We start from the raw sequence: 22751 nt of genomic DNA on the forward strand, positions 1-22751 counted from the left end.
GATGCTGGAATGGTCTGATGTCGACATCGCCGTGCGCGATGCGGTGCGCGAATTCGTCGACAAGGAGATACGGCCCAACATCGACGCGCTGGAGAGCGGCGATATGGAGCCCTATCCCATCATCCGCAAGCTGTTCGCCGCCTTCGGTATCGACGTGATGGCACGAGAATCCTTGGAGCGCAGGCTCTCCCGGCTCCGCGATGGCAGCTCCGGCGGCCAGTCGAGATCCTCCGGCGGCATGTTCGGCGGCGGACCCGACCAGGCAGGCATGGGTTTTGTGCTGATCAGTGAGCTCTGCCGGGTGTCGATGGGCCTGGTCACCGGGCTCGGCGTCAGCCTGGGTCTGACGGTGCCGACCATCCAGAGTCGCGGCACCCTGGCCCAGCAGGAACGCTGGCTGCCCGGGTTGGTCACCTACGAGAAGATCGGCGCGTGGGCGATCACCGAGCCGGATTCGGGTTCCGACGCTTTCGGCGGCATGAAGTCCTATGTCGTGCGCGACGGTGAGGACTACATCCTCAACGGGCAGAAGACGTTCATCACCAATGGCCCCGACGCCGATGTGGTGGTGGTGTACGCCAAGCTCGACGAAGGCGACGGGACGGACCGGCGCGACCGTAAGGTCCTCACCTTCGTACTGGACCGCGGCATGGAGGGTTTCGTGCAATCGAAACCGTTCCAGAAGATGGGCATTCACTCCTCACGCACCGGTGAGTTGTTCTTCAACAACGTGCGCTTGGGCCAGGATCGGCTCCTCGGCGAGACCGAGAACAGCGCCGCCGGTGACGGCAGGGACAGCGCGCGGTCGAATTTTTCCGCCGAGCGGATCGGTGTGGCGGCGATGGCGCTCGGGGTGATCGAGGAGTGTCTGCGGCTGTCGATCGATTATGCGAAGACGCGGGTGCTGTGGGGCAAGGAGATCGGCCAGTTCCAGTTGATCCAACTCAAGCTGGCCAACATGGAAGTGGCCCGGATGAACGTGCGCAACATGCTGTTCCGGGTCATCGAGTCCGCCCAGAAGGGCTCCCCCATTTCGCTGGCCGAAGCCTCGGCCATCAAATGGTATTGCTCGCAGGCCGCCACCGACGTCGCCATGGAGGCCATCCAGCTGTTCGGCGGCAACGGATACATGACCGAGTACCGGGTCGAGCAGCTGGCCCGCGATGCGAAGTCGCTGATGATCTACGCGGGGTCCAACGAGGTGCAGATCACCCATGTGGCCAAGGGGCTGCTCGCCTGAAATGGGTAGAAACCCTCAGCGCTGACGCGACTCGCGCCATCGAGACTGAAATCAGGTAGACATCTGGGCCGTCCGACCTACACCAGTGCAGTACGACCGGTACCCGGTCCGTCATGGCTGAACTCAGGTAGTCAGGACAGCGCCCGCGAGCTCTCATAGAGGCAGATCGCCGCGGCGGCAGCCACATTGAGGCTCTCTGCGCCGCCCTTCATCGGGATCTGCACCCGGACATCGGCCGCAGCAGCCACCTCGCCGGGCAGTCCGTGGGCTTCCGAGCCGAACAGCCACGCCGTCGGCACGTCGAGGTCCAGGGTCGCCAGCGAGGACTCGCCGTCCAGCGTCGTGGCCATCACCACCAGGCCGGCGTAGACCAGATCCGATATCAACGCCAGTGTGTCGTCCGCGGACACCACCGGCACCGAGAAGATGCTGCCCGCCGATGCGCGTAGGCATTTCGCGTTGTACGGGTCGACGCTGTTGCCTGCCAGGATCAGCGCGTCGGCGCCCATCGCGTCGGCAAGGCGGATCAAGGTGCCTGCGTTACCCGGATCCGAGGTTTCCACGGCGACCGCCACCAGGCGCGGAGACCCGGCGAGCAGGTCGGTCAGTGACACCTCGGGAATGTGGCAGACCGCCACCAATCCGACGGGGGTCACGGTGTCCGACAGCGCCTTTGCGGCCTTGTCGGTCACGATGTGGGTCGGCGCGTCGCCCAGCAGAGACGCGAAGCGAACCGCCGCGTCCTCGGTGACGAACACCTCGGAAACGACTCCGCGCCGCAACGCCGCCTCGACGAGGTTGGGTCCCTCGGCGAGAAAGCGTGCGGCGCGGCGACGTTCGACAGGTCGCTGCAGCTTGATCGCTGCCGCTACCCGGTCTGCGCGCTCGGTGAGCGGCGTGGAGAAGCCACTCATTCAGCGGTGTCTCAGGCGGCTTCGCCCGACGGCGCGTTGACATCCTCGGGCAGGGCCGCCTTGGCGACCTCGACCAGAGCGGTGAACGCGGCCGCGTCGCTGACGGCGATCTCGGCCAGGTTCTTGCGGTCCACCTCGACGCCCGCGGCCTTGAGGCCCTGGATCAGGCGGTTGTAGGTGATGTCGTTGGCGCGGGCCGCGGCGTTGATACGCGAGATCCACAGCTTGCGGAACTCACCCTTGCGCGCACGGCGGTCGCGGTAGGCGTAGGTGAGCGAGTGGAGCTGCTGCTCCTTTGCCTTGCGGTAGAGCCGCGAACGCTGTCCGCGATAGCCCTTGGACGCCTTGAGTACTGTGCGCCGCTTCTTCTGAGCGTTGACTGCGCGCTTCACGCGTGCCATGAGAGTGTTCCTTGTCTTACGGGGTGAAAGTTGGTCGGTGAAGCGGTATTAACCGTTCAGCAGCTTCTTGACGCGCTTGGTGTCGTTGGCGGCCACCACGGTGCGGCCGTCGAGGCGACGGGTCTGCTTGCTCGGCTTGTGCTCGAGCAGGTGGCGCTTACCGGCCTTCTGGCGGACAACCTTGCCGCTTCCGGTGACGCGGAAGCGCTTGGATGCGCCGCTGTGGGTCTTTGCCTTGGGCATGTGTCCTCAGTTCGTGTGGTGGATCAGTTCTGCGTGGGCTCTGCGGTATCGGCGGGGGGCGCCTCAGCAGCTGGGCGGCGCGTCGGCATATCGGCATCGTGGGCCGCCTTGGCGCGAGTCTTCGCACCGCGGTGCGGCGCCAGCACCATCGTCATGTTGCGGCCATCCTGCTTGGCCGAGGTCTCGACGAAGCCGTAGTCGGCCACGTCGGCGCCCAGGCGCTGCAACAGTCGGTAGCCCAACTCGGGCCGGGACTGCTCGCGACCACGGAACATGATGGTGACCTTGACCTTCGACCCGGCTTCGAGGAAGCGGACCACGTGGCCCTTCTTCGTCTCGTAGTCGTGGTCGTCGATCTTCGGCCGCAGCTTCTGTTCCTTGACGACGGTCTGTTGCTGGTTCTTGCGAGACTCGCGTTCCTTGAGGGCCGTCTCATATTTGAACTTGCCGTAGTCCATGATCTTGCACACCGGAGGCTTGGCGTCCGGGGCTACTTCGACAAGGTCGAGATCGGCGTCGACGGCGACGCGGAGGGCATCTTCGATGCGAACAATGCCGACCTGTTCGCCATTGGGTCCGATCAGGCGGACTTCAGGTACGCGGATACGCTCGTTGATGCGGGTCTCAGTGCTGATGGGGCCTCCTACGTTGTCTTCTCGTGCCACGACCGTGTGGAATACCGGGTCAGTAGCGGAAGAACACCACGCCATCAGCAGAAAGGCCCTGCATATAGCAGGGCCCGATGCCGACCGATCACGGCTCTCGCCGTCTGCGTAGACGCAGAACAGGACATCCGCAGATGCCTGTGACCGGACCGCTGGACCGGTGTGGTCAGCGGTGGGAGCGGGACTCCACTTACTGTCCCTGGCGTTCGCCGGGACGGTCGATCGTGCCACTCTATCAGGCATGACCGACGATCAGAAAACCCAGTCCGCCGAAGACCCGCAGGTGAGAGAGCTCGCGGAAATCCCGGCCGTCGAGGTGATCACCCGTTCGGCCGTCATGTTGATGAGCGCGGCCGCCGAAAAGCTGGGTCTGGGGTCTGAAGACCCCGACGAAAGCCCGCACCGCGACCTCGACGAAGCCCGCCGTCTGATCACCGCACTGGCGGGCCTGGTGACGGCCTCGGCGGAGTTCCTCGGGCTGCACGCCGGCCCCCTGCGCGACGGCCTCAAGAGCCTGCAACTGGCGTTCCGCGAGGCCAGCGCCGCACCCGAGGAGCCGGGACACGGTCCAGGAGAGAAGTACACCGGCCCGGTCTGGTGATCCCGGCCTCGACACACCACCCGGCGCCCCCAGAATCACCCGTCCCGTCCGGTTAGCGCATATTCTCGCGCCCATGACGGCCACCTCAGCTGTGCCCTCGCCCAATCCTGCGGCGACACCCCGCCGGCCATCGGGTTTCGCCTGGGTGCCCACCGCCGCGGGCTGGATCGTCGGGGTCATCGCCACGCTGTCGTTGGTGGCGAGCATCTCGCCATTCGTCCGCGCGGTCATCCGGATACCACGCGAGTTCGTCAACGACTACATCTTCAACTTTCCCGACACCAGCTTCGCGTGGGCATTCGTGTTGGCGTTGCTGGCCGCTGCGCTGGCCGCCCGCAAGAGCATCGCGTGGTGGATCCTGGTGCTCTACATGGTCAGTGCCGCGGCACTGAACGTCGCCGACCTGGTGACCGGCGACGAGACGGTCATGGAGGACATCGGCGAGATCGTCGGCCTGGTGTTCCACCTGGCAGCGATCGGCTTCCTGGCGCTGGCGCGTCATGAGTTCTGGGCCAAGGTCCGGCGCGGTGCGCTGATCAAGGCGGTGGGCACGCTGGTGGCCGGGATGGCGGTGGGCATCCTGATCGGCTGGGGCCTGCTCGAACTGTTCCCCGGTTCACTGGAGCCCGACTACCGGCTCGGCTACGCCGCCAACCGGGTGGTCGCATTCTCGGGAGTCGACGCCGAGGTCTTCGACGGTCAGCACCCCGGCGTTCTCGTGCGGGCACTGCTCGGCCTCTTCGGCGCGCTGGCACTGATGGTCGCGGCCATCGTGCTGTTCCGCTCTCAGCGGGCGACCAATGCGCTGACCGGTGAAGACGAGTCCGCCATCCGTGGCCTGCTCGAGCTGTACGGCAAGAACGACTCGCTCGGATACTTCGCCACACGGCGCGACAAGTCGGTGGTCTTCGCGCCAAACGGCCGGGCCGCCATCACCTACCGCGTGGAGGTCGGGGTCTGTCTGGCCAGCGGTGACCCGGTGGGCGATCCGCGGGCCTGGCCCGCGGCCATCGCGGCCTGGCTCAAGCTGTGCGAGTCCTACGGGTGGGCACCCGGCGTGATGGGTGCCAGCGCCACCGCCGCCCAGGCGTTCCGCGAGGCCGGACTCAACGCCGTGGAACTCGGCGACGAAGCGATCCTGTACCCCGACCGGTTCAAACTCTCGGGGCCGGACATGAAACCCGTGCGCCAGGCGGTCACTCGCGCGCGCCGGGCCGGGCTGACGGTACGCATCCGCAGGCACCGCGATCTCACCGCCGACGCGATGGCCATGGTGATCGCCAGGGCCGATGAATGGCGGGACACCGAAACCGAGCGCGGCTTCTCGATGGCGCTCGGGCGGCTCGGCGATCCGGCCGACGGTGACTGCCTGCTGGTCGAGGCGGTATCCGAGGGCGCGGCGGACGGCTCCGAGGATCAGGTCGTTGCCATGCTGTCGTTGGTGCCCTGGGGCGCCAACGGCGCGTCCCTGGACGTCATGCGCCGTTCACCTCAGTCACCCAACGGCACCATCGAGCTGATGGTCAGCGAACTGTGCCTGCAGGCAGAGGACCTGGGGGTCACCCGGATCTCACTGAACTTCGCGATGTTCCGGTCCGCGTTCGAGCAGGGTGCCCAGCTCGGTGCCGGGCCGGTGGCCCGGCTCTGGCGCGCGCTGCTGGTGTTCTTCTCCCGCTGGTGGCAGCTGGAGACGCTGTACCGGTCCAACATGAAGTACCAGCCGGAGTGGGTACCGCGGTACGCCTGTTACGAGGAGACCCGCGAGATCCCGCGAGTCGGAGTGGCCTCGGTGATCGCGGAGGGCTTTTTGGTCCTGCCGTTCTCACGGCGCAAGGAACACACCGGCGAACATGTCGCCGCGCCGAAAGCCCTGGTGGACAGCGGCGTCCTGCACGAAGACGGCAGTGCGCCCGATGCGAGCCCATTGGCCGACGACCTGCCCGGCGGGCGGGAGAACCGGTTGCCCGAGCAGGTCCGGGTCCGGATGGCGAAGCTGAAGTCCCTGCAGGACAGCGGGATCGATGCCTACCCGGTCGGCGAGGCGCCCAGCCACACGGTGGCCCAGGCGTTGGCGACCACGGCTCCCGACGAGACCGTCACGGTGGCTGGGCGGATCCTGCGGTTACGCGACTACGGCGGGGTGCTGTTCGTCCAGCTTCGGGACTGGTCGGCCGAAGTGCAATTGCTACTCGACGATTCGCGACTGATCCAGGGGCGCAACGCCGATTTCACCGCGGCGATCGACCTCGGCGATCTGATCGAGGTCACCGGAACCATGGGGCACAGCCGCAACGGGACACCGTCGCTGTTGGTGACCCGATGGCGACTGATCGGCAAATGCCTGCGCCCCCTGCCCGACAAGTGGAAGGGTCTGACCGACCCGGAGGCCCGGGTACGCACCCGCTACGTGGACCTGGCCATCAACACCGATGCGCGGGATCTGATCACCGCGCGCAGCCGGATCCTGCATGCCATCCGGGAGACGTTGGTCGGCAAGGGCTTTCTCGAGGTGGAGACACCGATCCTGCAGCAGATCCACGGCGGCGCGAACGCCCGCCCGTTCATCACCCATATCAATGCCTACGATCTGGACCTGTACCTGCGGATCGCGCCCGAGTTGTACCTCAAGCGGCTGTGCGTGGGTGGTGTGGAGCGCGTCTTCGAGTTGGGTCGCGCGTTCCGTAACGAGGGGGTGGACTTCAGCCACAATCCCGAGTTCACACTGCTGGAGGCCTACCAGGCGCATGCCGATTACAACGTCTGGATGCATGGTTGCCGTGAACTGATCCAGAACGCCGCGCAGGCCGCCAACGGGTCGCAGGTGGTGCTGCGCCCCGGCGCCGACGGTGCGTTGGAGGCGGTCGACATCTCCGGGGACTGGCCGGTCAAGACGGTGCACGGTGCGGTGTCCGAGGCGCTCGGCACCGAGATCGGCCCCGACACCGACCTGCAGACGCTGCGTCGGTTGTGCGATGGCGCCGGGGTGCCGTACCTGACGCACTGGGATGCCGGTGCGGTGGTGCTGGAACTCTACGAACGACTGGTCGAAGGTCAGACCGAGCACCCGACGTTCTACAAGGACTTCCCCACCTCGGTGTCACCGCTGACCCGGCCGCACCGCAGCATCCCCGGGGTGGCCGAACGGTGGGACCTGGTTGCCTGGGGGGTCGAGTTGGGCACCGCCTACAGCGAACTCACCGACCCGGTCGAGCAGCGGCGCCGCCTGCAGGAGCAGTCGCTGTTGGCCGCCGGCGGAGATCCCGAGGCGATGGAACTCGACGAGGACTTCCTGCAAGCGCTCGAATACGCGATGCCACCGACCGGCGGCCTCGGTGTGGGTGTCGACCGGGTGGTGATGCTGATCACCGGGCGCAGCATTCGGGAGACCTTGCCGTTCCCGCTTGCCAAGCCGCGCTGAGGGGTTCACAGCTACTTTCCAGCCAAGCCCGTCAACATAGGAGGCGTGACCCATCCGACGCTGATGTCGCTCACCCACGGTTCGGTGCCGACGACGATCCAAATCGTCACCGGCACCATCGTGTTGATCGCACTCCGCAAGCAGCGCCCGCGCGTACTGATCGCCGCGGCCGCAGTCGGCCTCGCCGCGATCCTCGCGACCAACTGGTACATCAACAGCCAAGGCCTTGCCGACGAACCCGCGCCACCGGCACTGTGGATCTGGGTGGGGACAACCGGATTCGCCTGCTGCGCACTGCTTGCCGGCTGGCGCGGCGCCCGATTCCTGCGCCGGGCCGCGATGTTCAGCGCCGTTCCGCTCTGCGCCGTCTGTGTGGCATTGGCCGTCAACGTCTGGACGGGCTACTTCCCCACCGTCGGTTCGGCCTGGGGCCAACTGACCGACGAACCCCTGCCCGACCAGACCGACCTGGCCACGCTGACCGCGTACCACATCGGACATTCCCTGCCGCCCAAGGGATCCCTGATCGCCGTGGACACCGGCAATGCGAACTCTGGTTTCAAACACCGCGGTGAACTGGTCTATCTACCGCCGGCCTGGTTCGCCTCGAATCCGCCACCGCGGCTGCCCGCGGTGATGATGATCGGCGGCGAGCTGAACACGCCCGAAGACTGGGCACGGGCCGGCGCGGCGGTGCAGACCGCCGACAACTTCGCCGCCCAGCACCACGGGAACGCTCCGGTGCTGGTGTTCGCCGATGTGGCCGGCGCGTTCAGCAACGACACCGAATGTGTGAACGGTGTCCGCGGAAACGTCGCCGACCACCTCACCAAGGATGTTGTGCCGTTTGTGATCTCGAAGTTCGGGGTGAGCGCCGACCCGGCGAACTGGGGCGTGGCCGGCTTCTCGATGGGCGGCACCTGCGCGGTGAACCTCGTCACCATGCACCCTGACCACTTCTCCAGCTTCGTCGACATCGCCGGTGATATCGCGCCGAACACCGGCAACCGGGAACAGACCATCGATCGCCTCTTCGGCGGCAACGCCGCGGCCTACGACGAGTTCGATCCGGTCACCGTGATGACCCGGCACGGACAATATTCCGGGGTGTCCGGCTGGTTCGCGATCAACGGTGCGGGTGTCTCGCCGCCCCCGCCGCAGGCCGGTGCCGCCAAGACACTGTGCGATGTGGGTACCGCCCACGGCATCGAGTGCGGCATCGTCACCCGACCCGGAAACCACGACTGGGCCTACGCCGGTTCGGCCCTTGCCGAGGCGTTGCCGTGGCTGGCGGCCAAGGTGCACACCCCCGAGGTCGCCCCGGTTCCGATACCCTCCGGTGCGCCGGCACCCGCCGCAGCCCCGGGTGGCCCCGCTCCCGCGGCGCCTGCCGCACCCGCTGCCCCGGTCCCGGCACCCCCGCCGGCTCCGCCCGCACCGCTACCGGCGATGCCGATGCACACCGCACCGGCGGTGCCGGCGGTGCAGCCGGTGGCCAACCATCGGGCCGCTCAGTAATCGCTCTCTGCGGCCAGCACCTCGGCAAGGAAGGCATCGGGAGCGCCATCCCGTAACCGACCCCGCGCGAATGCCCGAATTCGGTCCCTGGCGGCGCGGTCCTCGGTAGCCGGACCACCGACGGTGAGCGACGCGGCACGCCAGTCGTGGTTCCACGCAGCAGGCTCGGCGATCGGCAACTCGACGGTGGCGGTCCCATCGGCGGCCAGCACCGCATCGGCGGTGATCCCATCGCTGCGAAACCGCACGGCGATGCCGTCGGCGGGAGCCGTGACCGCGGCACGCACGGTCAGGACGACCCGGCCCGCACCGTCGACGTGCACCGCCCAGTCGACGGTGTCCTCGGCCGCGTCGAACACCGCCGGTGGCACCGCACCCCAACTGATCGATGCGGTCCCACCGGCGATCGACGCCTGCGCCACCGTGCCGGCTCCCCCGGCGGCCAACGCGTAGTCATCGCGTCGACCCGGTATCGGGACATCGACCGGATCCGGCAGATCCATCAGCTCGGCGCAGGATTGCAGCAGTTCGGTGATCCGGGGGTCGGCCGAACCGCCGAGGCCGGCGAGCACGGCCCGGTGGGGACGCAGCAGCTCCTCGACATCGCTGTCGAAGGTGTCCTCGACGAAGAAGTCCTGGGCGGCCGCCGTCAGGGTCGCGATCTCCGCATCCAGCACCACGGCATCGAGTCCGACGATCGAGTCGCGCATGCTCGCCGGCCACCACCGACGCAGCCAGTGCCCCAACGCCAACCGCCGCAGCGGGGCCAGCACCTCGACGGCCAGCGCCACCCCCGGAACATCGATGACCGCGGACGGCTCCGGCACCGCGTCGCCGACGGCGGCCGCCAGTGCGACGTGCCCGGACTCACCGACCACCCGCCACAGCCAATCTGCCGCACCGATATCGGTGAAGGTCAAGTGAACGGGAGCCGCGGGATCATCGACCGTCCACGCCAACACGGCGCCCGTGACCTCGAGCACCGCCACCGCGGGCGGCTCGGCAGGCGCACCACCGGTCGTCCAGAGACCATCCTGAGCAACCAGCTTCATCGCGTGGCCTCCAGTTGCAGCATCGATTTGATGCGCTGCCGGTGGTCGAGGCTGACCGACCGGGCCACCCCCTCCAGCAACGCACGCATCTCCTCGACGTCCCGGCAGCTCTCCTGCCACACATCCCGGCCGTGCAGACGCGCCCACAACCTGCTCAGGTAGGGCCGGGCGAAGGCAGCAAGGTCCTCGGTGACCTGCTGTTGGCGCGGATGCAGCACCTCACCGGCGGCAAGGAGCCGACGTGCGTGCAACACGTAGGCCTCCTTGCGCAGCCGCGCCTGGATCCGGGCCGCCAATGGGTAGCGCGGCATCGTCGCCTCCCGCAACGGTGCCAGCTCGACAGCCACCTCGATGCCGGCAACCAGCGCGGCTTGGATGTCTTCGGCCAGCAGGCCCCACGGGGCACACGCCCGGTCGACCTCTTCGGCGAGCAGCAGCGGCACATCCGGAAGCTCGTCACGATCCATTGCCCGCCGCAGCGTGGCCCGCACCCGGTCGGAGACACTGCGGTCCAGCGGCCGGTCGGTTTCGCCACCGCCGGTGATCGGGGGCGGCGGCTGCGGCACCGTCGAGCTGAGGCCGATCGCGGTCAGTGACCACGGCAGGTCGGGTTCCGCACAGTGGGCCCGGGCGCCGAGATTATAAGGCGTCGCATCGGACACAAGAGCCTCCCAGACACGTTGTCTGGCAGCAGATTCGCCATGTGTCACCGCATCGCCCAGGACCGTTGCCAACCCGGCAAGAAACGGGCCGGTGATGGCCGGCGACGGCGTCACGTCGGCCCAACTGCGCTGCACCTGGACCGCCAGTGCCCGGACGGTCGGTTCGTCGGCGATATGACGGTTGAGCACCTCGATGGCGTTACGGTCGCGGTCGTCGTGCAGACCACGCAACACACTCACCGCGGTATCTGAATCACCTTGAGCTGGAGCACCTTTGGTGACAGCAAGCTCGAAACACACCGGGAAGTACAACTCTTGGGCATTACCGGTGGTCAATCGCAGCTTGCGTCGGTGCGTCTTGAGCACGGTGAACCATTCGGCAGCGGCGCACAGCGCCACGGAATGGTCAAGTATCGCCCGGTGCATCTGCTGGGCCACCGCGCCGGAGACCACCGGGGCGGAGAACTGGGGATTGGACCGCAAACGCAACACCAGCGGATCGAGAATGCGTTTGACGGTACGACTCAGCGGGCCGCCGTCCGCGGTGCTGAGCACCTCCACGCCGGGCCCGATCGCCCGCCAGGCGCGATCGATGACGGCACGCCGCGGATACGCGGGCGTGACATCGGCGACCCGTGGCGTCGTCTCGGGCACGGTGCTCACTCGATCAGGATAGGCACGGCAGAAAAGTTGGGTTCGGTAGCGCCGCCACGGGGCGAACCTGGACCTCATGTCCGCGCACCCGCTTCTCGTCCTGTTCGCCATCGTCATGGCCGTCGGCCTGGCACTGCTGGTCGCTGCCGGCCGCAGTCGCCCCCGGCGCCCTGCTGCGCCGGCGGGGACATCTGTGGGTATCGGCACGGTGGCCTCCGTGCCGCCGGGCAGCGACACCATCACCGTGGAGGTGCACAGCGTGACCGCCGGGACGTTCACCGGGCGGCTGCTGGTGCCGGACGACCCGGTGGCAGCGGGCATCCGGCCCGGCGTGGTGTTGTTGGTGGCGTTCGACCCCGAAGCGCGCGAGGATCTTTCGCTGCCCGACGACATGGCGGCCATCCGGGCCGCATTCGACCGGATGCTGATCGGCAAGGGTTTGGTCACCGAATCGCAGGCGGACCTGATCCGGCGCGGGGTACGAGGAACCGGCGTGGTGACGGCCGCTCGTCCGACCGGCACCGGCCGGGAAGATCACTGCGAGGTCGTGCTCGATCTGATGGTCCGCCGGCCCGAGGGCGGGCAGTTCCCCGCACACGAGACGGCGTTGATCCCCGTGACCGCGTTGCGCCGGGTCTCCCCTGGTGCGGTGATCGATACCTACTACCTGCGTGACGACGAATCCTCGGTGGCGGTGTGCATCCCGCCCGCCTGACCGACGGCGAAGGTGGCCAGCGCCGCCCAGTACACCGGGGCGGCCAGCCGGTCGCCGGCCCGCCACCGCTGCAGTTGTGCCCGCTGCCAACGGTTCACCGCACACGCTGCATCGAAATCGGCGATCTCCTGGTGGGCCGTGTCCACCGCGGCGATCACCGCGCCCATCGGATCCGGATGCGCCCCGTCGGTGAAGCGACGGTACCCCGCGCTCGTCGGTAGCGACCACAGCGTCGCCGTCACCAACTCCGCGCCGCCCAGGACCATGGCCGCCACCAGACCGGTGGCCTCGTCGAACCGATAGTCACCGCCGGAAGCGCAGGCGAGCAGGGCGACCCGAGTCGGAAAGGTCAGATCGGCGACCAGCAGGTCGGCAGCGGTCAACGGTCGGTGATCGCCGATCGGATCGGCATAGCCGGGGACCGACGACCGGCAGGCCAGATGCAGCGCCGCGCGTTCGGCGTGCCCGACACCGGCCTCGGGGTCAGCAGGCTGCGCGCTGTCGCCCACGCTGGCATGCCCGACGAAGACGAGCCTACCCGGCCGCTGCGCCAGGGCTGCGGCGAGCCAGTGCCGGTCGGTATCGGTCCTACGGAACAACTCGACGGCGGACTCGACCCGGGGCAACACCGTCCGGTTGCGCATCAGCTCGGCGTAGTGCCGCGACAGCACGGTGTCGGCGGACGGGCGTCCCAACACCGACCCGAGCGCGGAGTCGGGCCGCTGACCCGGCACCCGCGGGTCGAGCAGCAGCAGCGGATCTCCCTGCGGTCGAGGCTGATTGACGCGGCGGATCCGGGCGATGTTGGCCGGAACGGCCATCACGACGTCGGCCAGCTCCAGGAGCCGTGCACCGGAGCTCAGCGCGGTCAGCGCACCGGCCGGCCAGGGAATCGCGGCGGGTTGCGGGCCGTCGGGGGTGATGGCGTCCTGGCGCGCCTGCAGCATCGCGGTCGCATCGGGGCGCAACAGTGGTCGGGCCAACACACCCCACGGGATGCGGCCCAACCGTGCGCTCGGCGCGATGTGCAGCACCGGGGCCCGATCGGAATACGCGTCGAGCAGCTGCCAGCCTTCGGATCCGATGAGCAGCACCCCTAGCCGGTAGGCCAGCATCAGCTCGGACTCGGGATCGTTGAACGCGCCGCGGGTCAGCGCCCGCTCCAGCGCGTCGGCCGTTGATTCGGAGCCGCGGGGATCCGGAAGCGCACCCTCGATCTCCTCGAGCGCGGCCAGCAGGATGGTCTCTTCGACCACCCAGGTGGCGGTCAGTTCGGGGTGACCGACGACGCGCAGGCTGGCGTAGGTGGCGATCCCGACGTCGGCGTACCGCAGTATCAGTGCCGGCCGGTCGCTCACCCCCATGTCGGCCAGGCCGGTTCATCGGCGGTGATGCGTCGGCGGTAACGCTGGCGGGCCAGCTGCCGGTACCGAGCCAGGATGGGTTCGGCGCCGGGATCCATCTGCAGCGGCGGCAGCGGTCCGAGCCTGGTCAGCGACGGTCCCCCGGCGACCGAACCGGAGGCGACATCGGCCAGTTCGAGCTCGGCCAGTTCGCGCTCGGGTGGTTCCAGCTCACTGTCCACCAGCACCGCCTGCGCCCCGGCCCACACCGGCGCCTCGGCCTCCTGACCGACTGCGGTGGCGAAACTACCTCGGGCACTGTGATATTCGATGAGTTCGGCGATCAGCACCGTGTTCTCCCACTCCCAGGCCACGGCGAAGGCACCGGCCAACATCGGGGCCGACACCCGGGCCGCCCAATGTGCGCGGGCATCGGCGTCGGCGATGGTGTGGCGCACCGAATCCACCGCGAGGGCGGCGGGCACCTTGAGCAGGGCCGCCTGTTCCAGTTTGGCCATGGCACGGACGAAGCCCGGGCTGTCGGTCTCGGCGTTCGTGGTACCCAGCGAGGCGGCATGCTTGGCCTCCACCTCGTCCCAGCTGTCGTCCGGATCGCCGGACCCGTCGAATCCCAGGTCCGCCAGCGCATCGGCACGCCAGACGGTGCCCAGCTGGTCATCACACCGCGCGTACTGCAGCCAGGTGCTGCGCGGCCAGTCGTCGAGCAGGGTGCGCGCCTGCGCGATGAGTTCGACCGCAGCGCCGAACCTGCCGAAGAATATCGGTATCCAACTGCGTTGCAACAGGATCCGATGAATGTGCAGTGGCTTTCCGAGTTCACGCCAATGCCGCTCGGCATGCTCCCAACATTGGTCGGCATCGGCAAGGGCGCCCGCGGCGAGTTTGGTCAGACCGAGGTGCAACCAACAGCGGGACACATCATGGGCGCGGGCGTATCGCGCGATGACGGGGTAGGCCTCGTTGATCAACTGCTCGACCGAGGTGTGGTCGCCGCGCGACCAGTTGCCGATCGCACGTTCCAATTGTGTCCTGGCGGTGTCGAGTTCCCATCCGTTCGACGCCGCACGGGCCCCCGCGCGGCGCAGCCACGGTTCGGCCTCGGCAAGCCGACCGGTCTGTACGCAGAAGCTGCCGTATCCGATGCCGGCCAGTACCAGCAGCCGGTCGTGGTGGCCTCCGGAATCGGCCGCGAGGTCCAGAGCGTCGAGCACCTGGTCCCAGAGCGGGACGGCCATATGGTGCAGATCGTCGTCGGCGAGCGCCTGGGCGCACAGGATCTGGGCGCAGGACACCAGAAAGCGTTGCTCGGCAGCCAGATCGGCGGGTCCGGATGACGCGGCCAACGTGGCCAGCACGGCGGCGGCCTGTTCATGCTCTCCCCGGGCGGCGTGCATACCGGTCTGCAGGAAATCGGCACGACGGGCGTAGCGGCACATCATGTGTACGGTCTCTTCGCCCGGATCGGGCTGAGCACGGTAGGCGGCGAGGCAGTCCCGGATCCGGGTGATGCATTCGATGACACCGGCATACGCGGTACGCACCAGGTAGATCTCACCGAGTTGGGCGAACACCTCCAGTGCCAGATCGTCGCGGTCGGCGTCCTCGATCAGCGGGAGCTGGGCGAGCAGCAGGTCCTTGGCCGCCGACTCGTCGGATGCCCACGCCAGCCGCCGGGCCCGGCCGAGCGCATCGGTGATCGACACGGCGTCATCATAGGACGGCAGCGGGCGGCGGACGCAGATGCGCGTCCGCCGCCGGCTCTTCGGCGTCAGTTGCAGCTGACCTTGATCTCGAACTTCTTCGTGATCATCCCGGCCATCGGGTTCTTCAGGTCCGCGCCCGTGGCCTCACCGGTGATGTCGTACGTGCTGCCGTCGACCTTGACCTCGGCCGACCCGGTGCTCGCACCGCCCATGGCGGCAACTGCAAGGGCGTTACCGTCGACCACCAGGCCCACCGACTCGACCTTGGGGGTCGCTTCGTCGGTCATCACCACACCGAGGCCCTGCTGGCCACCCACGGCGGCGCTGGCGACGTTGATCTTGCCGCCCGCCTTGACGCAGGTCACCGACTTCAGATCCAGTCCGGCCAGGTCCTGGCCCTCCACCTTGACCTCGGTGTCGCCGCCGGTGGCGACCTGCGCGGTGCTGTTGCCCGCGCTCGACGACGCGGCCGGCTCACTGCCCTTGTCATCGGAGCAGCCGACCAGGATGGTCGTTGCGGCGAGCACTCCGATGCCGGCGGCCAGAACGCGATTCTTCGTCATGTGTGTCCCCTTCATTCGCCCGTCGCCCCTGTGGCGCCGACGTGGGATCAGTACATCGACCCCCGATTGCTACCGATCCCAAACTTCGGTGCGGGTACCGTGACGACATGGCCGATGAGCAGCAGTCTTGTGCCGATGAGCCGCTCGACGTCGACCTTGTGCCGGTCGATCCGTCGCCGCTGCCGCCGGTGTCGGTTCCTGCCGACACCGGTTACACAGAAGCGGGTGTGCCGACCTTCGACTCGGTGCGCGAGAAGATCGAGACCCGCCTGGGTACCGCGATCGGTGGGGTGGAGCTGGCCGAGGAGACACCGGAGGGCCGGACGGTCGCCGAGCAGTACGAGGCGCGGCAGCGCGCCGCCGCGGATCGGCTGGCACAGATCCGCGAATCGATGAAGTCCGGCCAGGACTGACGCGGCGTGGCGGTGCGGGTTTTCACCGTCGCCGAGCGGCGCGCCCGGCTGGGTCGGCGGCACTTCCTCGCCGGACCCGGCGCGTCCGTGGATGAGGTAACGGCCGCGCTGCTCGGGCTGCATGCCACCGACCCGACGACCCCGTATCTGTCGTTGTGGGCCCGGCTGCCCGGATTCGAGCGCGACGACCTGAGCACCGCGCTCTACGACGACCGGCGGCTGGTACGGCAGGTGGCGATGCGGCGGACACTGTGGATGGTGCCTACCGACCGGTTGCCCGCCGTGCAGGTGGCCGCCAGTAACCGGGTCGCCGACACCGAGACCCGCAAACTGATCGCCGATGTGCAGAAGGCCGGGGTCGCCGCCGACGGATCGGCCTGGCTCGACAGGGCCCGCCGCGCCGTGCTCCGCCATCTCGATGACAACGGTCCCACAAGCGCGGCCGACCTGCGGCTGGCGCTGCCCGAGCTGGCCGGGACCTGGGATCCGGCACCCGGAAAGCCATGGGGCGGCCAGACTTCCCTGGCCCCGAGGGTGCTGACGGTGCTCGACGTGCGTGGCGACATCATGCGTGGCCACAACCAGGGTGGCTGGACATCTTCGCGACCGTTGTGGTGCTCGGCCACTGCCTGGATCGGCGAGGTCCCGAACGCCGAACCGGATGCCGCGGCCACCGACATGGTGCGAAACTGGTTGCGCAACTTCGGCCCTGCCACCGTTGCCGATATCACGTGGTGGTTCGGGCACACCCTAGGGTGGGTACGTCGGGCACTCGTCGACATCGGTGCGGTCGAGGTGGACCTGCACGGCTCGCCGGGAGTGGTGTTGCCCGACGATGTGGACATCGATCCACCGCCGCAGCCATGGGTGGCGTTACTGCCGGGTCTGGACGTCACGACGATGGGGTGGACCGAGCGGGACTGGTATCTGAACGACCTACGTGCACAGGTATTCGACACGCGGGGCAATGCCGGCCCGACGGCGTGGGTCGATGGCCGGGTGATCGGCGGCTGGCGTCAGACCGAGGACGCCCGGGTGGAGGTCCAGGTGATCGCCGACGTCGGCCGCGATGCGCGGAAGGCATTGCAACACAACGCGGATCGCCTGACGGAATGGCTCGACGGGGCACGGATCAAACCGCGCTTCCCCTCACCGCTGACGAAGGCCTGACCACCCACCGATCCCGCGGCGCCGGTGGTTATGCCACCGCAGAAGTGGTACCACCGGCAGTACTACCCGGCGCGTGATACTGCCGGTAGTACTACTTCTGGAAGTGCATCATGGCCGGCTGCCGTCAGGCGCTGACCTTGCTGCGGCGCCGTCGCGTCTTGGGCGCAGGCGCCTCCTCGACCGACGGCGGGTCGAGCATCTCCACCAGGAATTGGCCGGTGTAACTCTCGGGCGTGGCCGCGACATCTTCCGGAGTCCCCTGCGCGACAACGGTCCCGCCACCGGCGCCGCCCTCGGGCCCCATGTCCACGATCCAGTCCGAGGTCTTGATGACGTCGAGGTTGTGCTCGATGACGATCACCGTGTTGCCCTTGTCCACAAGGCCGTTGATCACCTTGAGCAACTTGCGGATGTCCTCGAAGTGCAGGCCGGTGGTCGGCTCGTCGAGGATGTACACGGTGCGGCCCGTCGAACGCTTCTGCAGTTCGGCGGCCAGCTTCACCCGCTGCGCCTCGCCGCCGGACAGTGTCGGCGCGGACTGGCCGAGCCGGACGTATCCGAGCCCGACATCCACCAGTGTCTTGAGATAGCGGTGGATCGAGGAGATCGGCTCGAAGAACTCGGTGGCCTCCTCGATCGGCATGTCGAGCACCTCGGAGATGGTCTTGCCCTTGTAGTGCACCTCGAGGGTTTCGCGGTTGTACCGCGCGCCATGGCATACCTCGCAGGGCACATAGACATCGGGCAGGAAGTTCATCTCGATCTTCAACGTGCCGTCACCCGAACACGCCTCACACCGGCCACCCTTGACGTTGAACGAGAACCGGCCCGGCTGGTAGCCGCGGACCTTCGCCTCGGTGGTGGCGGCGAAAAGCGTGCGGATCTTGTCGAACACCCCGGTGTAGGTGGCTGGGTTGGACCGCGGAGTCCGCCCGATCGGCGACTGGTCCACCCGCACCAGCTTGTCGAGCTGATCGATACCGTTGATCCTGGTGTGCCGGCCCGGAACCTGCCGGGCCCCGTTGAGCTTGTTGGCCAGCACGGTGGCCAGGATGTCGTTGACCAGCGTCGACTTACCCGAACCGGAGACCCCGGTGACCGAGGTGAGCACCCCGAGCGGGAACGCCACGTCGACCTCTTTGAGGTTGTGTTCGCGGGCACCGACCACGGTGAGTTGGCGCTTTCGGTCCACCGGCCGCCGGATGGCCGGCACCTCGATGCTCTCCTTGCCGGAAAGATAGGCGCCGGTGAGTGATTCGGGGTTGCGCAGCAGATCCTTGTAGGAGCCGCTGTGCACGATCCGGCCGCCGTGCTCGCCGGCCGCCGGGCCGATGTCGACCACCCAGTCGGCGTGCGCGATGGTGTCGAGATCATGCTCGACCACGATCAGCGTATTGCCCAGATTCCGGAGCCGGACCAGGGTGTCGATCAGCTTGCGGTTGTCGCGCTGGTGCAGGCCGATGGAGGGCTCGTCGAGCACGTAGAGCACGCCGACCAGACCCGAACCGATCTGGGTTGCCAGCCGGATACGTTGTGCCTCACCGCCGGACAGCGTGGCTGCCGCGCGGGAGAGGGACAGGTATTCCAGGCCGACGTCGAGCAGGAAGCCCAGCCGGGACTGGATCTCCTTGAGCACCTGCCCGGCGATAGCCGTCTCACGGGCCCCCAGGGTGAGCGCGTTGAGGAACTCCGCACAGTCGGCGATGGACAGTTCGGCAACCTCGGCGATCGACTTGGGACCGAGCGCTCCTGCCGACAACGACACCGCCAGAATCTCCGGCTTGAGCCGCGTCCCTTGGCATTCCGGGCAGGGAATATCGCGCATGAAGCCCTCGTAGCGCTCCTTCATCTGCTCGGAGTCGGTCTGCTCCATCCTGCGCTGCAGGAAGGCGAGCACACCTTCGAAGTCGGCGTAGTACGACCTGGTACGTCCGTACCGGTTCTTGTAGCGGACGTGCACCTGGTGGTCGGAGCCCTCGAGGATGGCCTTGCGCGCCTTGGCGGGCAGCTTCTTCCACGGGGTGTTGACGTCGAACCCCAGCTCCTCGCCCAGGCCCGACATCATCCTGGTGAAGTACTCGGAGGTGTGCCCCATCGACCACGGAGCGACAGCGCCCTCGGCGAGCGTCAGGTCCGGATCGGGCACGACGAGGTCGGGATCGACCTCCTTCTTGATGCCCAGACCGGTGCACTCCGGGCAGGCGCCGTATGGGGAGTTGAACGAGAACGACCGCGGCTCGAGGTCGTCGACGGCCAGCGGGTGGCCGTTCGGGCAGGCGAGCTTCTCGGAGAACCGCTGCTCGCGATGCGGGTGATCATCCTCGCGGTCGACGAAGTCGAGCACCACGATGCCGTCGGCCAGACCCAGCGCCGTCTCCACCGAGTCCGTGAGCCGCTGCTTGGACGATGCCTTCACGGTCAGGCGGTCGACGACCACCTCGATATCGTGCTTCTCCTGCTTCTTGAGCTTGGGCGGTTCGGAGAGCGGATAGACCACGCCGTCGACCCGCACGCGGCTGTAACCCTGGCTGTTGAGCTTGTCGAAGAGGTCGACGAACTCACCCTTGCGGGTGCGCACCACCGGTGCGAGGACCTGGAACTTGGTGCCGTCCTCCATCGCGAGCACTTGGTCGACAATCTGCTGCGGTGTCTGGCGGGCGATGCGCTCACCACAGACCGGGCAGTGCGGTGTGCCGGCCCTGGCGTAGAGCAGGCGCAGATAGTCGTAGACCTCGGTGATGGTGCCGACGGTGGACCGCGGGTTGCGGTTGGTCGACTTCTGATCGATGGAGACCGCCGGCGACAGCCCCTCGATGAAGTCCACATCGGGCTTGTCCATCTGGCCGAGGAACTGGCGGGCATAGGCCGACAACGACTCGACGTAGCGGCGCTGCCCCTCGGCGAAGATGGTGTCGAAGGCCAGCGAGGACTTCCCCGAGCCCGACAGGCCGGTGAACACGATCAGGGCGTCGCGGGGTAGATCAAGATCGACTCCGCGCAGGTTGTGCTCGCGCGCGCCCTTGACGATCAGACGGTCAGACAACGGGTTTTCCTCCCAAGACAGAATTCACGGCCCATGCTAAGTGCACCCACCGACAAGCCCGAGTCGAGCCGGATAGCGTGGGGGTGTGACCAGCCCTCAGATCCCGCTCAGCGAGTCCTACACCGGCCACGTCGACAGTGGCACCTCCGCTCGGCGCACCCTGCCCGCGGCGACGATCATCAAGGCCTCCGTCGGTCCCATGGACAACAACGCCTACCTGGTGACCTGTTCCACGACCGGGAAGACACTGCTCATCGACGCCGCGAACGACGGCGATGCCCTCCTCGCACTGATCTCCCAGCACGCCCCGGACGTCGCGCTCATCGTGACCACCCACCAGCACTACGACCATTGGCAGGCCCTGGAACAGGTGGCGAAGGCCACTGCCGCGCCGACCGCGGCGCACGCGCTGGACGCCGAACCCCTGCCGGTGGCCCCCGACCGCATCCTGTCCGACGGCGACACCGTCACCGTCGGTGAGCTCGACTTCACCGTGATCCACCTCCAGGGACATACCGAGGGCTCGGTCGCCCTCGCACTGACGGGCGCCGACGGCGAAACCACCCACCTGTTCACCGGGGACTGCCTGTTCCCCGGCGGGGTCGGCAAGACCTGGAAGGACGGTGACTTCGACCGGTTGCTCGGCGACGTGTCCGACAAGTTGTTCGACGTGTACCCGGATTCCACCGTGGTCTACCCCGGCCACGGTGATGACACGACGCTCGGTGCCGAACGCCCGCACCTGGCGGAGTGGAAGGAGCGCGGCTGGTGAAGCCGGTACCCGAGAAGCCCGGCCCCGGTCAGGAATCTGTGTGGGACTACCCACGTCCGCCCCGGCTCGAAGAATTCCGCGGCTCGATCACCGTCGAACTCGGCGGGACCGAGATCGCCACGACCCAACGCGGCTGGCGCGTGCTGGAGACCAGCCATCCGCCGACCTACTATCTGCCCGCCGATGCCTTCCGCCCCGGTGCGCTGCGCACAGCGGGCGGCTCGTCCTGGTGCGAGTGGAAGGGGCAGGCCAGCTATTTCGATCTCGTGTCGGGCGATACCGTCAGCGAGCGGGCGGCCTGGACCTACCCGACACCGACGCGCGGTTTCGAGCCCATCGCCGGCGCGATCGCGGTGATGGCCGCCGCAGTCCAGCGCTGTACGGTCAACGGCGAGACCGTGCTGCCCCAGCCGGGGGGCTTCTACGGCGGGTGGATCACCAGTTGGGTGACGGGACCGTTCAAGGGCATCCCCGGGTCGATGGGCTGGTAACCGGCATACCAACCGAACTCCGTCCGGACACCAGAAAGCCCGGCGCCCGCACTCGCGGCGGACACCGGGCTAACGGCTGTCAGGATGCGATCAGGACGTGTGCACGATCAGCACGTCGACCTTGGACCGGCGCGCGACATTGGCGGGCACCGATCCGAGCAGCCGGCCGGCGATGGTGCTCAGACCCACATTGCCGACGACCAGCAGGTCGGCCTTGACCTGTTCGGCGAGGTCGACCAGCGCATCGACGGGCGCACCGACGACGGCCTTCTCCTCGACCTCTTTGGCACCGGCGGCCTTGGCCCGGTCGGTGGCCTCACGCAGAATTGCGTAGATCGGCGCATTGCCGGTGGTCTTGTAGCCCTCGTCCTTCAAGACGTCGGCGGCGTGATGATCCTCGCTTTGCGGGAAATACGCGGTGGCGATAACCACTTTCGCTCCAGACCCAGCAGCGATCTCGCCCGCACGATCCACCGCACGCAACGACGAGTCCGATCCGTCCGTGCCGACCACGACGGTCCGATAGGCGCTCATTCATGCCCTCCAAGTTCGATGTCAAATCGATAGCTAGCCACCGAGACCCTAACGCCTCGCCCAACGCGCACGGGCGCAATTGGCCACACGACCCGCGGCGGGCGACACCTCGGCAGTGTTCGTCACCTCGAATCGTAGCCCCGATGAGCCCTGCGCAAACCGTTCCGTGACCGAGATGACCAGGCCAGCAGCCCGATCTGCCGTATCGCAGCACCCCCGCCCCGGTGATGTCCGACACCATGATCGACAGCACACGCCACGCGGGTGCCGCGTTTGCTGAGAGCGCGCGACACCACCCGGCCAGGACGCAGTACGGACGGTACCGGGATCGTGGCCGGTACCGTCCGTATCTGGATTTAGCTGTGTGTCACGCGATCTCACTTACCGGTGAGCTTGTCCTTGACGGCTTCGACGCCGTCCTTGACCTTGTCGGCGGCATTGGTGAGGTGATCTTTGACCGCGGCGACGGCCTGGTCGACCTGGCCTTCGGACTCCAGATCCGAATTGCCGGTGGCCGAGCCGACCTTCTCCTTGGCCTGGCCCTTGAGATCCTCGGCCTTGTTCTTGGCGTTGTCGGCGATACCCATTCTTTTCTCCTCTTCGTGTGTGAGCCCG

Annotated in this window: 21 protein-coding genes; 9 read left to right on the forward strand and 12 right to left on the reverse strand. The window is 67.7% G+C overall.

Annotated elements, in window-relative coordinates; all coding sequences use genetic code 11:
* Position 1 precedes the first annotated feature (1 nt).
* A complete protein-coding gene (locus tag FBY28_RS03285; RefSeq protein WP_141864224.1) occupies positions 2–1240 on the forward strand; it encodes an acyl-CoA dehydrogenase family protein in 1239 nt (412 codons plus the stop codon).
* Between the two features lie 131 nt (positions 1241–1371).
* Here the strand turns inward: FBY28_RS03285 and FBY28_RS03290 are convergent, their stop codons facing one another.
* Genes FBY28_RS03290 through infC form a run of 4 tightly spaced genes read right to left on the reverse strand, consistent with a single transcriptional unit; the run spans position 1372 to position 3463 of the window.
* On the reverse strand, positions 1372–2154 hold the full coding sequence (locus FBY28_RS03290; RefSeq protein ID WP_141864227.1) for a TrmH family RNA methyltransferase: 783 nt from the start codon (positions 2152–2154) through the stop codon (positions 1372–1374).
* Positions 2155–2165: 11 nt separating this feature from the next.
* Positions 2166–2555, reverse strand: a complete 390-nt coding sequence (gene rplT / locus FBY28_RS03295; protein WP_011560372.1) for a 50S ribosomal protein L20 — start codon at positions 2553–2555, stop codon at positions 2166–2168.
* A gap of 48 nt (positions 2556–2603) precedes the next feature.
* Entirely contained in the window at positions 2604–2798 is a 195-nt protein-coding gene (gene rpmI, locus FBY28_RS03300; protein WP_019511535.1) for a 50S ribosomal protein L35, read from the reverse strand.
* Between the two features lie 23 nt (positions 2799–2821).
* A complete protein-coding gene (gene infC, locus FBY28_RS03305) occupies positions 2822–3463 on the reverse strand; it encodes a translation initiation factor IF-3 (RefSeq protein WP_031601568.1) in 642 nt (213 codons plus the stop codon).
* Between the two features lie 241 nt (positions 3464–3704).
* Between infC and FBY28_RS03310 the strand changes: the two genes are divergently transcribed.
* The 3 genes from FBY28_RS03310 to FBY28_RS03320 all read left to right on the forward strand — a co-directional run bounded on the left by FBY28_RS03310 (position 3705) and on the right by FBY28_RS03320 (position 9000).
* Positions 3705–4064 (forward strand): DUF1844 domain-containing protein, encoded by a 360-nt coding sequence (locus tag FBY28_RS03310; RefSeq protein WP_141864229.1) that lies wholly within the window; start codon positions 3705–3707, stop codon positions 4062–4064.
* A gap of 73 nt (positions 4065–4137) precedes the next feature.
* Positions 4138–7482 (forward strand): bifunctional lysylphosphatidylglycerol synthetase/lysine--tRNA ligase LysX, encoded by a 3345-nt coding sequence (gene lysX / locus FBY28_RS03315; protein ID WP_141864231.1) that lies wholly within the window; start codon positions 4138–4140, stop codon positions 7480–7482.
* 45 nt (positions 7483–7527) lie between these two features.
* Positions 7528–9000: an alpha/beta hydrolase gene (locus FBY28_RS03320; protein ID WP_216847477.1), complete on the forward strand. Its 1473-nt coding sequence runs from the start codon at positions 7528–7530 to the stop codon at positions 8998–9000.
* On the opposite strand, the gene FBY28_RS03325 is transcribed toward FBY28_RS03320, so the two are convergent.
* Both FBY28_RS03325 and FBY28_RS03330 read right to left on the reverse strand, forming a co-directional pair.
* A complete protein-coding gene (locus tag FBY28_RS03325; RefSeq protein ID WP_141864233.1) occupies positions 8994–10052 on the reverse strand; it encodes a hypothetical protein in 1059 nt (352 codons plus the stop codon). The two genes, FBY28_RS03320 and FBY28_RS03325, sit on opposite strands and share 7 nt — an antisense overlap.
* Positions 10049–11377 carry a hypothetical protein gene (locus FBY28_RS03330; RefSeq protein WP_141864235.1) on the reverse strand — a complete coding sequence of 443 codons (1329 nt, stop codon included), beginning with the start codon at positions 11375–11377 and terminating at the stop codon, positions 10049–10051. Before FBY28_RS03330 ends, FBY28_RS03325 begins: the two co-directional genes overlap by 4 nt.
* A 67-nt stretch (positions 11378–11444) precedes the next feature.
* Between FBY28_RS03330 and FBY28_RS03335 the strand changes: the two genes are divergently transcribed.
* Positions 11445–12083, forward strand: a complete 639-nt coding sequence (locus FBY28_RS03335) for a hypothetical protein (RefSeq protein WP_141864238.1) — start codon at positions 11445–11447, stop codon at positions 12081–12083.
* On the opposite strand, the gene FBY28_RS03340 is transcribed toward FBY28_RS03335, so the two are convergent.
* From FBY28_RS03340 to FBY28_RS03350, 3 genes are all read right to left on the reverse strand, one after another.
* Entirely contained in the window at positions 12032–13447 is a 1416-nt protein-coding gene (locus FBY28_RS03340; RefSeq protein WP_141864240.1) for a CHAT domain-containing protein, read from the reverse strand. The two genes, FBY28_RS03335 and FBY28_RS03340, sit on opposite strands and share 52 nt — an antisense overlap.
* The gene (locus FBY28_RS03345; protein WP_141864242.1) at positions 13438–15150 is read right to left on the reverse strand and encodes a hypothetical protein; all 1713 of its coding nucleotides are present in this window, start codon (positions 15148–15150) and stop codon (positions 13438–13440) included. Before FBY28_RS03345 ends, FBY28_RS03340 begins: the two co-directional genes overlap by 10 nt.
* 65 nt (positions 15151–15215) lie before the next feature.
* Positions 15216–15713: a lipoprotein LpqH gene (locus tag FBY28_RS03350; RefSeq protein WP_174241528.1), complete on the reverse strand. Its 498-nt coding sequence runs from the start codon at positions 15711–15713 to the stop codon at positions 15216–15218.
* A 107-nt stretch (positions 15714–15820) separates the two neighbouring features.
* On the opposite strand from FBY28_RS03350, the gene FBY28_RS03355 reads away from it, so the two are divergent.
* Both FBY28_RS03355 and FBY28_RS03360 read left to right on the forward strand, forming a co-directional pair.
* The gene (locus FBY28_RS03355) at positions 15821–16126 is read left to right on the forward strand and encodes a hypothetical protein (RefSeq protein ID WP_174241529.1); all 306 of its coding nucleotides are present in this window, start codon (positions 15821–15823) and stop codon (positions 16124–16126) included.
* A 6-nt stretch (positions 16127–16132) separates the two neighbouring features.
* Positions 16133–17296 (forward strand): winged helix DNA-binding domain-containing protein, encoded by a 1164-nt coding sequence (locus FBY28_RS03360; protein ID WP_286177701.1) that lies wholly within the window; start codon positions 16133–16135, stop codon positions 17294–17296.
* A 124-nt stretch (positions 17297–17420) separates the two neighbouring features.
* On the opposite strand, the gene uvrA is transcribed toward FBY28_RS03360, so the two are convergent.
* Entirely contained in the window at positions 17421–20339 is a 2919-nt protein-coding gene (gene uvrA / locus FBY28_RS03365) for an excinuclease ABC subunit UvrA (protein ID WP_141864246.1), read from the reverse strand.
* Between the two features lie 85 nt (positions 20340–20424).
* Between uvrA and FBY28_RS03370 the strand changes: the two genes are divergently transcribed.
* Complete coding sequence (locus tag FBY28_RS03370) at positions 20425–21111, forward strand: MBL fold metallo-hydrolase (RefSeq protein WP_141864249.1); 687 nt, start codon at positions 20425–20427, stop codon at positions 21109–21111.
* Positions 21105–21602: a DUF427 domain-containing protein gene (locus FBY28_RS03375; protein WP_141870025.1), complete on the forward strand. Its 498-nt coding sequence runs from the start codon at positions 21105–21107 to the stop codon at positions 21600–21602. The genes FBY28_RS03370 and FBY28_RS03375 overlap by 7 nt, the downstream gene beginning before the upstream one ends.
* Before the next feature lie 90 nt (positions 21603–21692).
* Here FBY28_RS03375 and FBY28_RS03380 read toward each other — a convergent pair whose 3' ends face one another.
* Together FBY28_RS03380 and FBY28_RS03385 are read right to left on the reverse strand one after the other, a co-directional pair.
* The gene (locus FBY28_RS03380; protein ID WP_019511520.1) at positions 21693–22136 is read right to left on the reverse strand and encodes a universal stress protein; all 444 of its coding nucleotides are present in this window, start codon (positions 22134–22136) and stop codon (positions 21693–21695) included.
* Between the two features lie 377 nt (positions 22137–22513).
* Complete coding sequence (locus FBY28_RS03385) at positions 22514–22723, reverse strand: CsbD family protein (protein ID WP_019511519.1); 210 nt, start codon at positions 22721–22723, stop codon at positions 22514–22516.
* Positions 22724–22751: the final 28 nt, after the last annotated feature.

This window comes from Arthrobacter sp. SLBN-53 (genome assembly GCF_006715585.1).
GTDB lineage: Bacteria > Actinomycetota > Actinomycetes > Mycobacteriales > Mycobacteriaceae > Mycobacterium > Mycobacterium neoaurum_A.

What these genes read in the sequence shown, in the direction of transcription:
- FBY28_RS03335 (WP_141864238.1), top strand. Translation starts at nt 11,445, where the DNA reads ATGTCCGCGCACCCGCTTCTCGTCCTGTTCGCCATCGTCATGGCCGTC.
- FBY28_RS03380 (WP_019511520.1), bottom strand. Translation starts at nt 22,136, where the DNA reads ATGAGCGCCTATCGGACCGTCGTGGTCGGCACGGACGGATCGGACTCG.
- FBY28_RS03325 (WP_141864233.1), bottom strand. Translation starts at nt 10,052, where the DNA reads ATGAAGCTGGTTGCTCAGGATGGTCTCTGGACGACCGGTGGTGCGCCT.
- FBY28_RS03290 (WP_141864227.1), bottom strand. Translation starts at nt 2,154, where the DNA reads ATGAGTGGCTTCTCCACGCCGCTCACCGAGCGCGCAGACCGGGTAGCG.
- rplT (WP_011560372.1), bottom strand. Translation starts at nt 2,555, where the DNA reads ATGGCACGCGTGAAGCGCGCAGTCAACGCTCAGAAGAAGCGGCGCACA.
- FBY28_RS03350 (WP_174241528.1), bottom strand. Translation starts at nt 15,713, where the DNA reads ATGACGAAGAATCGCGTTCTGGCCGCCGGCATCGGAGTGCTCGCCGCA.
- FBY28_RS03285 (WP_141864224.1), top strand. Translation starts at nt 2, where the DNA reads ATGCTGGAATGGTCTGATGTCGACATCGCCGTGCGCGATGCGGTGCGC.
- FBY28_RS03310 (WP_141864229.1), top strand. Translation starts at nt 3,705, where the DNA reads ATGACCGACGATCAGAAAACCCAGTCCGCCGAAGACCCGCAGGTGAGA.
- FBY28_RS03340 (WP_141864240.1), bottom strand. Translation starts at nt 13,447, where the DNA reads ATGGGGGTGAGCGACCGGCCGGCACTGATACTGCGGTACGCCGACGTC.
- rpmI (WP_019511535.1), bottom strand. Translation starts at nt 2,798, where the DNA reads ATGCCCAAGGCAAAGACCCACAGCGGCGCATCCAAGCGCTTCCGCGTC.
- FBY28_RS03355 (WP_174241529.1), top strand. Translation starts at nt 15,821, where the DNA reads ATGGCCGATGAGCAGCAGTCTTGTGCCGATGAGCCGCTCGACGTCGAC.
- lysX (WP_141864231.1), top strand. Translation starts at nt 4,138, where the DNA reads ATGACGGCCACCTCAGCTGTGCCCTCGCCCAATCCTGCGGCGACACCC.
- FBY28_RS03385 (WP_019511519.1), bottom strand. Translation starts at nt 22,723, where the DNA reads ATGGGTATCGCCGACAACGCCAAGAACAAGGCCGAGGATCTCAAGGGC.